General features: G+C 44.0%; 13 protein-coding genes. 1 reads left to right on the top strand and 12 read right to left on the bottom strand.

What is annotated here, in order from left to right; genetic code table 11:
• Nucleotides 1-22: 22 nt before the first annotated feature.
• From der to ndk, 8 genes are read right to left on the bottom strand one after another with little or no spacing between them, the layout of a single operon-like run.
• The gene (gene der, locus B092_RS0107000; protein ID WP_018574545.1) at nucleotides 23-1,516 is read right to left on the bottom strand and encodes a ribosome biogenesis GTPase Der; all 1,494 of its coding nucleotides are present in this window, start codon (nucleotides 1,514-1,516) and stop codon (nucleotides 23-25) included.
• The gene (gene bamB, locus B092_RS0106995) at nucleotides 1,513-2,694 is read right to left on the bottom strand and encodes an outer membrane protein assembly factor BamB (RefSeq protein ID WP_018574544.1); all 1,182 of its coding nucleotides are present in this window, start codon (nucleotides 2,692-2,694) and stop codon (nucleotides 1,513-1,515) included. The genes der and bamB overlap by 4 nt, the downstream gene beginning before the upstream one ends.
• Nucleotides 2,687-3,334 (bottom strand): YfgM family protein, encoded by a 648-nt coding sequence (locus B092_RS0106990; RefSeq protein WP_018574543.1) that lies wholly within the window; start codon nucleotides 3,332-3,334, stop codon nucleotides 2,687-2,689. Before B092_RS0106990 ends, bamB begins: the two co-directional genes overlap by 8 nt.
• Before the next feature lie 6 nt (nucleotides 3,335-3,340).
• A complete protein-coding gene (gene hisS, locus B092_RS13910; RefSeq protein WP_040608257.1) occupies nucleotides 3,341-4,648 on the bottom strand; it encodes a histidine--tRNA ligase in 1,308 nt (435 codons plus the stop codon).
• 27 nt (nucleotides 4,649-4,675) lie between these two features.
• Nucleotides 4,676-5,950, bottom strand: coding sequence for a flavodoxin-dependent (E)-4-hydroxy-3-methylbut-2-enyl-diphosphate synthase (gene ispG / locus B092_RS0106980; RefSeq protein WP_026253655.1), 1,275 nt, complete (start codon nucleotides 5,948-5,950; stop codon nucleotides 4,676-4,678).
• An 8-nt stretch (nucleotides 5,951-5,958) separates the two neighbouring features.
• Nucleotides 5,959-6,477: a helix-turn-helix domain-containing protein gene (locus B092_RS0106975; protein ID WP_018574540.1), complete on the bottom strand. Its 519-nt coding sequence runs from the start codon at nucleotides 6,475-6,477 to the stop codon at nucleotides 5,959-5,961.
• Nucleotides 6,474-7,640 carry a dual-specificity RNA methyltransferase RlmN gene (rlmN, locus tag B092_RS0106970; RefSeq protein WP_018574539.1) on the bottom strand — a complete coding sequence of 389 codons (1,167 nt, stop codon included), beginning with the start codon at nucleotides 7,638-7,640 and terminating at the stop codon, nucleotides 6,474-6,476. The genes B092_RS0106975 and rlmN overlap by 4 nt, the downstream gene beginning before the upstream one ends.
• Nucleotides 7,641-7,654: 14 nt before the next feature.
• On the bottom strand, nucleotides 7,655-8,062 hold the full coding sequence (gene ndk / locus B092_RS0106965; protein ID WP_018574538.1) for a nucleoside-diphosphate kinase: 408 nt from the start codon (nucleotides 8,060-8,062) through the stop codon (nucleotides 7,655-7,657).
• 293 nt (nucleotides 8,063-8,355) lie between these two features.
• On the opposite strand from ndk, the gene B092_RS0106960 reads away from it, so the two are divergent.
• Nucleotides 8,356-11,193 (top strand): valine--tRNA ligase, encoded by a 2,838-nt coding sequence (locus B092_RS0106960; protein ID WP_018574537.1) that lies wholly within the window; start codon nucleotides 8,356-8,358, stop codon nucleotides 11,191-11,193.
• Nucleotides 11,194-11,337: 144 nt separating this feature from the next.
• Here the strand turns inward: B092_RS0106960 and B092_RS0106955 are convergent, their stop codons facing one another.
• The 4 genes from B092_RS0106955 to B092_RS0106940 form a co-directional block, all read right to left on the bottom strand.
• Entirely contained in the window at nucleotides 11,338-11,862 is a 525-nt protein-coding gene (locus B092_RS0106955) for a hypothetical protein (RefSeq protein ID WP_018574536.1), read from the bottom strand.
• A 44-nt stretch (nucleotides 11,863-11,906) separates the two neighbouring features.
• On the bottom strand, nucleotides 11,907-12,251 hold the full coding sequence (locus B092_RS0106950) for a DUF5339 family protein (RefSeq protein WP_018574535.1): 345 nt from the start codon (nucleotides 12,249-12,251) through the stop codon (nucleotides 11,907-11,909).
• A gap of 443 nt (nucleotides 12,252-12,694) precedes the next feature.
• Nucleotides 12,695-13,225, bottom strand: a complete 531-nt coding sequence (ppa, locus tag B092_RS0106945; RefSeq protein ID WP_018574534.1) for an inorganic diphosphatase — start codon at nucleotides 13,223-13,225, stop codon at nucleotides 12,695-12,697.
• A 67-nt stretch (nucleotides 13,226-13,292) separates the two neighbouring features.
• Nucleotides 13,293-14,639 carry a heme biosynthesis HemY N-terminal domain-containing protein gene (locus B092_RS0106940; protein WP_018574533.1) on the bottom strand — a complete coding sequence of 449 codons (1,347 nt, stop codon included), beginning with the start codon at nucleotides 14,637-14,639 and terminating at the stop codon, nucleotides 13,293-13,295.
• Nucleotides 14,640-14,642 lie beyond the last annotated feature (3 nt).

Here is a 14,642-nt window from a genome sequence, read left to right as displayed (position 1 = left end):
CTATGGGTAGACAAACAAACAACTAGACATAAGGGTTACGCGTGGACTTGAATTGAATCCTTAGTGGCGTACCATCTAATTTAAACGCTTGACGGAAACGGGTTTCTAAATAGCGTCGATAAGAATCCGGCACTGCCTCAAGCTGATTACCATGAATTATCACTAACGGAGGGTTTTGTCCCCCTTGGTGTGCATAGCGTAATTTTGGACGGAACATCCCCTTGCGAGGTGGCGCTTGTTGATCCACCGCCTCACGCAATACGCGAGTTAGTCTAGGCGTCGAAAGCTTGCGGAAGGCTGCATCATGCGCTTGATTCACTGATTTTAGCAAAGCACCAATACCGCGCCCTTTTAGCGCAGATATTTTATGCATTTTGGCAAAATTCAAAAAGCGTAACTTACGATTGAACTCGCGCTCAATCCACTCTTTGTTGTAATCATCAAGCCCATCCCACTTATTGATAGCGACGACCAGAGAGCGACCGCTCTCGAGGACAAAGCCCGCAATATGTGCATCTTGCTCAGATATCTCGCTCTGCGCATCTAAGACAAGGACTGCCACATTAGACGCTTCAATTGCTTGCAATGTTTTGATGACTGAAAACTTTTCAATCGTTTCAAATACGCGACCACGCTTGCGAAGACCGGCAGTATCTATGAGCGTATATTTACGCTCGCCATGGTCAAATTCAATTTCAATCGCATCGCGTGTCGTACCTGGCAAGTCAAAAGCGATCACACGCTCCTCACCCAATAAAGCATTAATCAGGGTGGATTTACCGACATTAGGACGGCCTACGATGGCCAACTTAATGCGATGCTCGATCAAGTCAGCATCATCTTCAGCCTGAGCTTCCGACTCATTAAAATCAGCACTTTCGAGGGCATCCGCCTCAGCTTCAAGAGCAAGGATAGCCTCTTCACTCAGCTCGTCTTGCTCCGCAAAGGGAACGCTGAGCTCATCTTCGTCGTCAAATACCTCTATGAGTTCAGCATGTGCCTCATAGCTTTCGTGAGCCTTTTCCAGCGCCAGATCAATTAACCCTCTCACGCCATCACCATGTGCCGATGAAACTTGGTAAGGCTCACCTAAACCAAGCTCATAGAACTCCGCTGCGGCTTGACCCGGTTGCATACCTTCTGCCTTGTTAACGGCCAGCAGCACTGGACGACCGATACGACGTATCTTTACCGCAATGTCATGATCATGACTATTGATACCGGCTCTTGCATCAACTAGGAAAATAACGACATCAGACTCGACTATCGCTTGTTCGGTCTGCTTTGCCATCTCAACTAAAATGCCGCTTTTTGTTTCGGGCTCAAAACCACCCGTATCCACCACCAAATAAGGTGAATCACCAACACGACCCTCACCATAGTGACGATCTCTGGTCAGACCAGAGTAGTCAGCCACAATGGCATCACGCGAGCGCGTTAAACGGTTAAACAAAGTAGACTTGCCAACATTAGGACGGCCTACGATAGCCACTACGGGCTTAAAATTTGAACTCACTGAGCACCTAACATAACTAAACGACCACCACCAGTCTGTACTAACACACCATAAGGAGTTGCCATCAGTGGTGATCTAATTGCGCGACTATCGCCTACTGACATACGACCCTGCAGCTGTCCAGTGGTTGGTTCATAAAAATGAACATAGCCCTCGTAATCGCCTACATAAATTTTATTATTAAAATACACAGGATTACTCAAACCGCGATTTCTAAGTACATTGTCCTGCCATAAAACATCACCACTCTCGCTATCAAAAGCAGTGACCTCTCCATGCATCCCTGATGCATAAAGACGGTTGGCCGAGGCCCCTAAACCAACTGAGCTTGAAAAGCTTTTAGCCCATTTTAATTGTGGTTCGGAATTTATACTACCGCCGTAATAGCATAGAATGGCTCCTTGATAGCTATTAGCACACACACTGCCATCGTCTAAACGAACCGGTAGACCGACTACATCAATCACTGAGTCTAAATCAGTCGCACCTTTGGCATAACCAATTTTGACATCCCAAAGGGGACGACCATTATCCAAATTGAGAGCGACTAACCTTCCAACCGGCAACGGCACAATAACAAAACCCTCGCTAATGACCATGCGTGTATCAGTCTTTAGTGCTAAAGGCACACTGGCACGCATATAAGACCATTGCAACTCACCGCTTTGTCGATCAAAACCTTGAACACGGTAATCATCATTACGAATAACAACTATATTTGCACCAACGACTGGCGGCGTAGAGCTAACAGTTGAGGTGCGCGTTTCCCATAGGGTTTGACCGTTAGCTGCATCTAATGCGATGGCACGTCCATCGCGCGTAGTGACTATAATGATCTGCCCATCTGTGCCTACACCTGCTGCCAAATCGCTACTGATGTTAACGTTCCAGCGTATCGCTCCATTGGCAAGGCCTAAGCGCGCAACGTTACCATTGGGGGTTGCTGCAAAAACGTCATCACCAACTATCACAGGAGCAAAACCATAATCGCCTGAAGAGCCTATAGACTGTGACCATACGATACTTCCTGTCGCCGTTTGCTCATAAGACGTTAACTTCACCGGGTCAAAACGACTATCAGGAGTAAAAAGACTGCCGCAAGCAGTTAGACTAACTGCAGCAATGGCAGCCATCACAACCAAACGAGTTGATTTAAATTTAACCATAGGCTCACTCATTTACCTCTCCTAACAGACTTAGTTTGAACTGCATCGTTTGTACAAACTCACCACTTGCATTTGATGCTTCGGCGGCTTGTGACCACTGAGAAGTAGCATTAGAAACATCACCCTGTGCATAATAAACATCGCCACGCTTATCTGCAAAAAGTGCCTCATAGCCTGTCATCTCTTGATTTAATAAAGCCATTGCAGGCTCAAACTTTGCTTGATCAATATAGACGGTTGCTAACTGTAATGTTGCCACGCCAACCAACTCCGGATAGCGCTTACTGTTATATAAAATACGTTGCAGCTCTGCTTCTGCCTGGGCGTAATCCTGTCTTTCAAGATACGCACGAGCTGAAAGTAAAGCCCCTCTACCGGCATAAATATTACCCTGATACTTATCTTGTAAAATCTGATTAGCTTCTTGTAAACGATATAACGCATCGTCTTCAGTCGCTCTATGATTGTTTTCTACAATTTCAAAATACCCTAAGGCATTGCGAGTTTGATTGGCTTGATACCAGTTCCAACCGTACCATCCCAAAATAGCCAGTAATACAGCTAGAATCAAGCCACTAATTATATTGCCCCACTGCTCCCACCACGCTTTGAGTCGGTCAATTTTTTCCTGTTCTTCTAAGTCAAAAGCCATGCTTTGCTACTTCCTTTCTGCTAAAATTTGAATCAAATCCGCTTGAGCCGCCTCAAACTGATTTTCAATACTACCATTTTCCGACTCACGCAACGGTTTAACCGCCACGATACCCTGCTCCACCTCTTTCTCACCAATCACGATAGCCCAACGGGCACCACTCAGATCGGCACGCTTGAACTGCGATTTAAAACCTGCCGAACCGGCATGTACCATTACTTTCCATCCGGCATCTCTACATTGCTCCGCAAGTAAAGCCGCTTTTTTTGATGCTTCCTCACCTTGGTGAACAAAATAAACGTCAGTTTCTTGTAACGGAGTAAACGCGCCTTGCGCATCAGCGAGCTCAAGCAAACGTTCTAAACCCAAACCAAAACCTACGCATGGTGTCGGCTTACCACCTAAAAGCTCAAACAAGCCATCGTAGCGACCACCACCACATACCGTACCTTGTGCGCCTAAATCATCAGTCACCCACTCAAACACAGTCAGGTTGTAATAGTCTAAGCCTCTGACTAAACGAGGATTGATAATGTAGCCTATACCTGCCTGCTCCAAACGCTCACAAACCGCATCAAAGTGCGCTTTTGAGGCTTCACCTAAATAATCAAATAACTTGGGGGCATTATCCGCCATCTCCTGCATGTCCGGATTCTTAGTATCTAGAACACGCAAAGGATTGCTATACATACGGCGCTTGGCGTCCTCATCTAAACTATCGATATGCTGTTCCAAGTAGGCAATTAATGCCTCACGATGCTCGGCTCGCTCATCACTCTGCCCTAAGCAATTTAGCTCAAGACGAATATTATTCAAACCCAGCGCGCGCCATAAACGCGCCAATAACAGAATAATTTCCACATCCATATCGGGACCATCAAAGCCCATCGCTTCGACAGACAACTGATGGAACTGTCTATAACGCCCTTTTTGTGGTCGCTCATGTCTAAAAACCTGACCCATCGCATAAGCACGAACCGGTCGCTCGTATAATAGATTGTGCTGAATCGCTGCGCGCACGACACCTGCCGTGAACTCAGGGCGCATTGTCAGCATATCCTCAGGATCTACTTTATCAGCGTCTTTGTTCATGGTGAAGGTATACATTTCCTTTTCGACGATATCGGTCACTTCCCCGATACCTCGCGCAAACAAACGCGTTTGCTCAAGAATGGGCGTACGGATATTTTGATAGCCATATTGCGAAAGTAGTGATTTAATTGTCGCTTCTAACTGCTCCCACTTATAACTTTCATTAGGCAAAATATCATTCATGCCTCGAATAGCATTCACTTTATTAAACGTTTTAGACATAAGACTTATTATTTAAACTATTTTTAATTAGAGTTTTTGACCATAACGTCGATCAACATACTGTTCAACAATTTTTTGGAATTCTTCGGCGATCGTCTCACCTTTGAGAGTCATTTGACGCTCACCATCAATAAAAACCGGTGCTGAAGGAACTTCACCCGTACCGGGCAAGCTAATACCGATATCAGCATGCTTACTTTCACCCGGGCCATTAACCACACAACCCATCACAGCAACATTCATCGTCTCCACTCCTGGATAACGATCCTTCCATTCCGGCATACTATCACGTAAATAATGTTGAATTTTATCAGCCAGCTCTTGGAAAAACGTGCTGCTGGTACGACCACAACCGGGACAGGCTACGACCATCGGCGTAAAAGCCCTTAAACCCATTGATTGCAACATCTCTTGCGCGACAATGACCTCATTTGCACGATTACCACCCGGCTCGGGAGTAAGAGAAATGCGAATCGTATCGCCAATCCCCTCTTGCATTAAAACACCTAAAGCGGCCGTAGAGGCAACAATACCCTTAGAACCCATACCGGCCTCAGTTAGACCTAAATGCAGAGCATAATAGCAGCGTGATGCCAGGTTGCGATATACCGAAATAAGATCTTGCACATGACTTACTTTGCAAGAAAGAATTATCTTATTAGCAGACAACCCCAACTCTTCTGCTCTCATGGCATTAGTAATCGCAGAAACCACCAATGCTTCGCGCATCACCGCCTGAGCTTCCCAAGGTGTGACACGTTGATTATTTTCATCCATCATCTTGGCCATGAGGTCTTGATCTAAGCTACCCCAGTTAACCCCGATACGCACCGGCTTATCGTTTTTGATAGCCACCTCGATCATTTTGGCGAAGTTATCGTCTCTGCGCTTGCCGCCACCCATATTGCCGGGATTAATGCGATATTTGGATAGTGCTTGGGCACAATCAGGATAATCAGTTAATAGCTTATGACCATTAAAGTGAAAATCACCCACTAAAGGCACATAAACACCCATTCTATCAAGCTGCTCACGAATCCTAGGTACTTCTTTCGCTGCTTCCGGGCTATTTACAGTGATCCGCACCATTTCCGAGCCGGCTTGAGCAAGCTCCTTAACCTGAATGGCTGTAGCAATCGGGTCGGCAGTATCGGTGTTTGTCATCGACTGCACCACCACAGGATGAGAGGCCCCTACCGACACCACATGCTCTTGCCAACGGACATCAACCTGATGGGTATGACGGCGCTTCAGTGGGCCAATCGGATAAGGAGTATCTCTTACTTCAAAATTTGCCTTCATTTCCTTGTTCATACAGCATCAAACCAGTCTCTAACAAAACCTAAATTAAGATCTTCAAGGGTAATCGCTTCTTGCCAAAGCGCGATACCTAGAACGATAATCGCGACCAACAGCAGTAACCAAATAATTGTTGATATGGAAAAGCCTCTTGTCTTGGCTTTGTCGGTACTAGTTGGCGACATCTTGTAGTCCAGACTGCTTACTAAGTTTTTAGAATCTGAATTTTTAGGTTTATTTCCTGTCTCACGCGACAGTAGCTCTAACGCAACGTCCGGATCAATTGACAATGCTTCCGCGTACTTACGTACAATCGATCGCAAAATGAAGCCTTCGGGTAATGCAGCCCAATTTTTATCTTCTAAAGCTAGCAATTGCCATTTACTATATTTTGTTGTGTTGGCAACATCGTCAATTGTTAAATTCTTACGAATGCGCGTTGCATGTAGCAATCCGCTAAGGGAATCTGCCAACTCAGGTTGAGGAGCAGACTCCCTTGTTAAATCCGGCATTTCTTGTTGAGAGCTCACTGGCGCACCTCGTAAATAGGAATCACCCCATCAGCCACAGGAATTACCTCGTCATCACGTCTTTTTTGCGTAATCTTGGTACGGTCTTTGACATCACCCGCCAATTGACCGCAGGCAGCATCAATATCGTCACCACGCGTTTTGCGAGTAGTGGTAACGATCCCGGCATTTTGCAAACGCTCGGAAAAAGCCCGAACACGGTTATTGGAGGAACGCTTTAACCCTGATTGTGGGAAGGGATTAAAAGGGATTAAATTTAATTTACAACGAACTTGCTTGGCTATTTCAATTAACTCATCTGCATGCTGGTCACTGTCATTGACGCCATCAAGCATAATATATTCAAAAGTAACAAAATCACGCGGCGCATGCTCTAAATAACGATTACAGGCTGCAAGTAACTCACGTAAAGGATACTTTTTGTTTAATGGAACCAATCTATCGCGCAATTCATCATTGGGCGCATGCAAAGACACTGCCAAAGCAACTGGGCAATCCTCTGCCAAACGATCCATCATAGGCACAACACCCGACGTGGACACCGTTACTCGACGACGAGAAAGCCCATAGGCGTGATCATCAAGCATCAGTCGTAGAGCCGGCAATAACTCCTTATAGTTTAAAAGAGGTTCGCCCATCCCCATCATGACAACGTTGGATACCACTCGCTCCGGCTCAACCGGCATCTGGCCGTCAATACGAGCCACAGATTGATTTTTTTGCAATTCTGAACGCGCATACCATAACTGACCAATGATCTCCGCCGTACTCAGGTTACGATTAAAGCCCTGATAACCGGTTGAACAAAAAGGACAAGCTACGGTACAACCGGCCTGACTCGATATGCACAACGTACCACGATCATCTTCGGGAATAAAAACTGTTTCGATCGCGTTGTTGTTACCAACATCAAAAAGCCACTTACGAGTGCCGTCGTTAGACGTCTTATCTAGTATCGGGCTAAGTGAGTGTATACAATAGCGGTCCTCCAGCTGGGCACGGAAGCCCTTGGCCAGATCCGTCATATTAGAAAAGTCAGCCTCACTACGCTGGTGAACCCAGCGTAGTAACTGCTTTGCACGGAAAGGCTTATGCCCTGCCTCTTGTAACTCAGAGGTCAGGGTTTCTAAGTCCATTCCTAATAAATTTTGCTTATCAGTCATGTAAAAAATAAAAATTACTTGCCGAAAAAGTATGCAATTTCAACAGCAGCAGTCTCAGGCGCATCAGAACCATGAACAGCGTTTGCATCAATACTCTCAGCGAAATCAGCACGGATAGTACCAGGAGCAGCTTCTTTAGGATTTGTAGCACCCATAAGCTCGCGGTTTTTAGCGATAGCATTTTCACCTTCTAGCACCTGAACAAAAACAGGACCAGAAATCATGAATTCAACTAAGTCATTAAAGAAAGGGCGCTCTTTGTGCACTGCGTAGAAACCCTCAGCATCTTCGCGAGAAAGTTGTACCATTTTTGCTTCTACAACTTTAAGATCCGCTTTTTCAAAGCGAGAAATGATCTCACCGATAACGTTTTTAGCAACTGCATCAGGTTTAATAATCGATAACGTGCGCTCAACGGCCATATTATGCTCCAAGAAAAATTTAAATTAATTTAAAACGATGTCTAAAACAGCGCCTAATAAGCTTTCTATAGCCCACCTATGAGAGCTTTCTTATACGCCCCTTATGCTCTTCTAGCACAAGAAGCTAAGGTGCCTACTCATAAGAAATCATAAGAGAATTTCAGCTGTTTTACACAAACCTGCATTTTAACATGCAAACAGTTGCTCTTACACCTTAAAATAAGGCATTAAATAAGAAAAACCAATACTCTTATAAATCTTGAATTAATCTAGTATTTAACAACGGTAATCAAATGAATCAAACCCCTCTTAGTGAAGAACTTGCTAAAAGCTTTGAACCTAAAAATATCGAATCTACTTGGTACGATAAATGGAATGAATTAGGTATTTTCAAAGCGGGTCAATTTACCCAAACTAGCTCACCTTTGAGCGGCAAACCATACACTATCCAATTCCCGCCACCCAACGTCACCGGCACCTTACATATGGGCCATGCGTTTAACCAAGCAATCATGGATAGTTTAATCCGATATCATCGTATGCTTGGCTCTGATACGGTATTTGTTCCGGGCACTGATCACGCAGGCATTGCAACCCAAATCGTCGTAGAGCGCCAGCTAGACGCCCAAAAGATTTCCCGGCATGACTTAGGTCGCAAGAAATTTGTCGAATGTGTTTGGGACTGGAAAGAAAAGTCCGGCAACACCATGATGTCTCAATTCCGTCGTTTAGGCTCATCTGCTGACTGGAGTCGTGAGTATTTTACAATGGACGATCGTATGTCCAAAGGGGTGATCGAGACCTTTGTCCGCCTATACGAACAGGGGTTAATTTACCGCGGCAAACGTCTTGTTAACTGGGACCCCATATTAGGCACAGCCGTCTCTGATCTCGAAGTAGAAAATGTTGAGGAAAATGGCCTGCTTTGGCATATTCGCTACCCGCTAGTGGAACCGACTGCTGAACTTACCCACCTCACTGTCGCCACCACTCGCCCGGAAACCATGCTTGGCGACGTAGCGCTGATGGTGCACCCTGAGGATGAGCGCTATCAGCATCTAATTGGCAAAAAAGTCATTTTACCAATCGCCCAACGCATCATACCTATCATCGCTGATGAGTATGTGGATAAAGAGTTTGGTACTGGTGTAGTCAAAGTAACACCGGCGCACGATTTTAATGACTACGCTGTAGGTCAACGACATAATTTAGAGCTAATTAACATTCTTACGCTCGATGCCAAAATCAACGAAAATGCGCCTGTCGAATATCAAGGCTTGGACCGTTTTGTTGCCAGAAAAAAAATCCTGGATACGCTTGCGGATTTGGACCTATTAGCAGAAATTAAACCACATAAACTGATGGTGCCTCGCGGCGATCGCACGAAGGCTGTGTTAGAACCCATGCTGACCGATCAGTGGTTTGTCGCCATGTCTAAACCAGCACCAGAAGGCACCTTTAACCCCGGTAAAAGCATCACCGAGGTTGCATTGGAAGCAGTCAGTAGCGGAGAGATCAAATTCCATCCTGAAAACTGGGTCAACACCTACAATCAATGGCTAAATAACATCCAAGACTGGTGTATCTCTCGCCAACTTTGGTGGGGACATCAAATACCTGCATGGTACAGTGAAGATGGTCAAGTTTTTGTAGCGCGTACAGAACAAGAAGCTAATAAACAAGCTAAAAAAGCAGGCGTAGAGGGTCCACTAAGACGTGATGAAGATGTCTTAGACACTTGGTTCTCATCAGGCCTCGTGCCTTTCACCACAATGGGTTGGCCTGAAAAGACAGCAGATTACAGTCGCTATATGCCATCTAATGTGTTAGTCACCGGTTTTGATATTATTTTCTTCTGGGTTGCTCGCATGATCATGTTGAGTAAGCACATGACCGGTCAGGTTCCTTTCAAGGAAGTTTATATCCATGGTTTGATTCTAGATGCACAGGGTCAAAAAATGTCTAAATCTAAGGGCAATACCTTAGACCCGGTTGATATTATTGATGGAGTGGATTTAGAAACACTCATTAGCAAACGCACCTATGGCCTCATGAACCCTGAGCAAGCTTCTCAGATTGAAAAGAGCACACGCAAAAACTTTCCTGAGGGCATTGAGGCCTATGGCTCTGACGCGCTTCGCTTTACCATGGCCGCTTACGCAACACCAGGTCGCAATATGAACTTCGACTTAAATCGTTGTGGTGGATATCGTAACTTTTGTAATAAGCTATGGAACGCGACGCGATTTGTTTTGATGAATGTTGAAGGTCATGACCTAGAACGCGCCGGCTCTGAATTAAGTTTTGCTGACCGTTGGATTATCAGCGAACTTCATAAGTTCAAGAAAACTGTCGCCAAGGCTTTTGCTGATTATCGTTTTGACATATTAGCAAATGCTATTTACCATTTTATATGGGATATCTATTGCGATTGGTACTTGGAAATCGCCAAGGTTCAGTTGCAAGGAGGAAGCGAAGCGCAGCAACGCGGCACTAGACGCACCTTAATCAATGTGCTGGAATCGTTATTACGCATTGCGCATCCTATTATTCCGTTTATCACTGAAGAGTTATGGCAAAAAGTAGCTTTAGCCGCCGGAGTCATGACTAAATCACAAAAAACATCAATCAGCATCAGGCCGTACCCTCAAGCTGATGATAGCTTGATCGACGCAGACGCAATAGCTAAAGCAGAAGATTTGAAAGCTCACGTAGAAGCAATTCGTGTCCTCCGCGGCGAGATGAAATTATCTCCTGCAGAACGCGTACCTCTATTAGCTGTCGGTGATAAAGAGAAGCTAACTAGCTACGTACCCTATTTGAAAGCATTGGCAAAACTAAGTGAAGTTCAAATCGTAGACGAACTGCCTGATCTAGGCTTCCCGGTACAAAGCTTAGGGCAAAGTCAATTAATGCTTAAAGTAGAAATCGATAAAGAAGCTGAATTAGCCCGTTTAACTAAAGAAGTAGAACGCCTTCAAAATGAGATAAACAAAGCTCAAGGGAAGCTCAACAATAAAAACTTTGTTGAAAAAGCCCCTGCTGCCGTTGTTGAACAAGAGAAGGAACGGGTCGCTAAGTTTGGTGAACAATTGCTTCAAGTTAAAGAGCAAATGGCAAAATTATCTTAATTATTTAATGCTCTCCAATAAAAAGCTGCTTTAATTGTACTGACCCCTAAAGGTTGGATGCTTGTGTCCAACTTTTAGAGGCCATTTCATAATTAACAGCTTTTTTATTGGAAAGTAAAACTAAGGGACTTACTCCCTTAACAATTACTCATCTAACTTCGCATTTGCCTCTTGAAAATCCTCATATCTGTCTTTACAAGTCTGGGCAAACTGCTCAAGATCACCACCCATCGTTTCAAAGGCCTGTCGTATCTCTTCTGCTGCTGACTGAGCGGCATCTTTGGCTTCAGGGAACTTTGCTAAGCGATCTTCTAACGCTTGGAAATAATCCAAACACTCTTGTGGCAGATCCTCACGAGGAATAGTTGATAACGGATTATCATCATCAGCCGCTGCAGATTGCTCCACAGCGCCCGGAATCTCTTCTTCCTCTTTCTCAACTACTTCCGTAGACTCGTCAGCCTTGGAATCATCAGCTGATACAGTCTTCGCTGCTTCAGCTTCCTCGGCCAATGATTGGGTCGGTGTTGTTGTACCTGCTACCCCTGTTGTCGCTGGACCATCAATAGAATTAGAACTCTGAACGTTACTACTATTACTATCACCCTCTCCGCATGCCACTAAGGCAAATGAAGCGAATAATGTAGCTATTAATACTTTTAATTTCATAACGCCACCTCTGTTAATACGTGGTTAAAATTTATGCCAAAAATTTACTGAGGCATATTTGCTGTTTGTGATTCAAACGTTTCTAATGCTTTTTGGCAAGTTGATTCAAAAGTCGCTTTGTCAGCATCAGCGGCACTTTCAATTTGTGATTTGGTCTGATCAATAGCTGCTTGGTATGAAGCGCCAACATCAGGATACTGAGCGATAAAACGTTCCACCGTATCAAAGTAATCAATACACGCTTGTGGAATATTAGAATTGCCTTCAACCGGTGCTGTTACCTCTGGCTGGTTGGACGAAACGGTCGGTTCAGTAGTTGATTCTTTGTCACCGCAAGCAACCAGAGCCACAGACGCAAATAGAATAGCAATTGATAATTTTAACTTCATAACTAAATTCCTAAAAATTAAATATTAATAACACCAAATAAAAGAAAGTCCACAAAGTTTAACCGTCAACCACACCTAAGACCATTACCAATAACAGAAAGATGCGACATATTATTACAACAAATACATCATGCAAAAAGTGTACGATAGTCAAACAAGCTCGTTGACTACGTTTAACCAGCCAATAAGAACCTCGCGTAAGGAGCTGTATATCATCGCTTATTTGAATAATAAACATAGTAAAAAAATACTGAATATTATTTAGCAAGCGAGTCGGTAGCCAATAAACTTTCTACTGATGAAAAACTAATTTACATATTAAATATCTCAATCTTATTAAATTCGTCAAAAAAGCCATATAAGCAACGATTCAACATAAAAAAAGCTGCACCGATAAAACGATGCAGCCCATCTATACGACTAGTTTATATACTTATCCGTATTTATTTAGATTCAAAACGCTCTGCGCTAGCACTAATTTCTTTTTTAGCAACCTCAGCAGAATTCCAACCAGTCACCTTGACCCATTTTCCTGCTTCCAGATCCTTATAATGCTCAAAGAAGTGCTTAATCTGCGCACGCTCTAGTTCAGGTAAATCATCAATTGATTTAATTGATGAATAGAGCGGATAAATTTTATCCACCGGCACAGCAATTAATTTAGCATCGACACCTGCTTCGTCTTCCATCTCTAATACGCCAATGGTTCGACACCTGATCACCGAACCTGCCTGAATAGGGAATGGTGTCTTTACTAACACATCAACCGGATCACCGTCGAGCGACAATGTTTGTGGAATATAGCCGTAATTCAACGGGTAATGCATCGCTGCCAGCATAATACGATCGACAACTACCGCACCGGTATCACCACAAACTTCATATTTAATCGGATCAGAATTCATTGGAATCTCGATCACGACATTAAACTCTTCTGGTAAGTTACTACCGGCAGGAACGTTTACTAAACTCATAATTCACCTTTTGAAATATCGTTCTAAATTTATATTAATACTATCTTGAAATGAAGCTAAACAAACGCTAATTCTTATCTTCTGAGAATTCGTTTTTATCAATTGTCTGTAACTTAGCTCTTGATGAAATAAAATGGTCATCGGGACCATCTAAACTTTTCATATCAGGCGGCCCTAAGGGATCATTTTTGGTATCGGCCGATGGCAAGGCCGAAGCACCGGGCAACATAACAACAGCTGATGAGCCATGACGCCAATGCTTTAGAGCTTCTTCAGGTTTAGACAATCGATCGTACAAGGTACCTAACAGAGCATGGGTTCTAGGGTCATCCTCTATCGTTACACTTTTAATTAGGTAGCGCTCCGCTTGGCCCCAAAGCTGCTCTAAAAGGCATAAATGACCCGCTGCACGCAACAAATCCGGGTTCTGAGAATCGTTTTCTAACCACTTTTGAATCTTTGCAAGGCGTTGAGGCTGCTGCTCTTTGACATCTAAACTGACGTACTCTTGAAGAATCTGCTCGTCATACTCAGCCTCATACGATTTTTCTAACACCTTCATCACTTGCTTATAATCATTTCGATCGGCATAACGACGCGCTGCGGCAATCGCGATAGCAGATTTACTTTGCTCTTCAGAAGTCAACTGCTCATAAACAGACTCCCATAACAACTCTGATGGAGAAGAAATTATCGTCGTCGCAGAATTTTCTATTAAAGCTTTAGCATAACTCGGATCAATTTTCTTTTTCTTTTCAAGGTAACGTGCTTCTTTTATCACCTCACGCAGACGGCCTGCTTGTTTGTATGCACGTAAAAGCAATTTACGAATATGAATTTGATTAGGATGCGTTTCATTAAGCTTTTCTAAAATTAAAATCGCTTCGTCACTCTTACTCTGATCTAATAAAATCTCCGCCTTGACCGTATTAACCGCGTCGAATAATTCAGGATAACTCATTGCGGTATCATGACTTAATTGAAGCATTTCATCACGTTTCAGATCGTCATTTATCTGATGTGCCGCTTTAGCTGCTGCCAAACTGGCAAGTACTTGGCGCTGTTCACTGCGTGTTTTACTATGCAACTTATTAAAGTCCTTTTCAGCGATATCGACACGCCCTTCCAACCAACCCATCCAGCCTCGCTCTAGGAGATCTAAATCACGCTTAGTACGACGCTTTTCACGCCAGGTTTCAATATTTTTGGGGGCATTTAAAAGACGAGAAACGATGCGCACCAAAAGATAGGCTATAAAGAACAGAAGTACGAGAAACAGCACACCCACGACGAGACTAACCGTACGGCGCTCATCATTGATGACGAGACTGATATAACCCGTGGTATCTTGCAAAGCGACGCCAACGGCAACAGCGAGCACTATTAACAGTAGTAATTTAATCACAGCTTTCATAAA

Source organism: Oligella ureolytica DSM 18253, from assembly GCF_000373745.1.
Taxonomy (GTDB): Bacteria; Pseudomonadota; Gammaproteobacteria; order Burkholderiales; family Burkholderiaceae_B; genus Oligella; species Oligella ureolytica.
This window is presented reverse-complemented; position numbering and strand designations above follow the sequence as displayed.

Bases quoted from the DNA above. Each gene is read 5' to 3' on its own strand.
- bamB (WP_018574544.1), bottom strand. From the start codon at position 2,694: ATGAGTGAGCCTATGGTTAAATTTAAATCAACTCGTTTGGTTGTGATG.
- B092_RS0106990 (WP_018574543.1), bottom strand. From the start codon at position 3,334: ATGGCTTTTGACTTAGAAGAACAGGAAAAAATTGACCGACTCAAAGCG.
- hisS (WP_040608257.1), bottom strand. From the start codon at position 4,648: ATGTCTAAAACGTTTAATAAAGTGAATGCTATTCGAGGCATGAATGAT.
- ispG (WP_026253655.1), bottom strand. From the start codon at position 5,950: ATGAAGGCAAATTTTGAAGTAAGAGATACTCCTTATCCGATTGGCCCA.
- rlmN (WP_018574539.1), bottom strand. From the start codon at position 7,640: ATGACTGATAAGCAAAATTTATTAGGAATGGACTTAGAAACCCTGACC.
- ndk (WP_018574538.1), bottom strand. From the start codon at position 8,062: ATGGCCGTTGAGCGCACGTTATCGATTATTAAACCTGATGCAGTTGCT.
- B092_RS0106960 (WP_018574537.1), top strand. From the start codon at position 8,356: ATGAATCAAACCCCTCTTAGTGAAGAACTTGCTAAAAGCTTTGAACCT.
- B092_RS0106955 (WP_018574536.1), bottom strand. From the start codon at position 11,862: ATGAAATTAAAAGTATTAATAGCTACATTATTCGCTTCATTTGCCTTA.
- B092_RS0106950 (WP_018574535.1), bottom strand. From the start codon at position 12,251: ATGAAGTTAAAATTATCAATTGCTATTCTATTTGCGTCTGTGGCTCTG.
- ppa (WP_018574534.1), bottom strand. From the start codon at position 13,225: ATGAGTTTAGTAAACGTTCCTGCCGGTAGTAACTTACCAGAAGAGTTT.
- B092_RS0106940 (WP_018574533.1), bottom strand. From the start codon at position 14,639: ATGAAAGCTGTGATTAAATTACTACTGTTAATAGTGCTCGCTGTTGCC.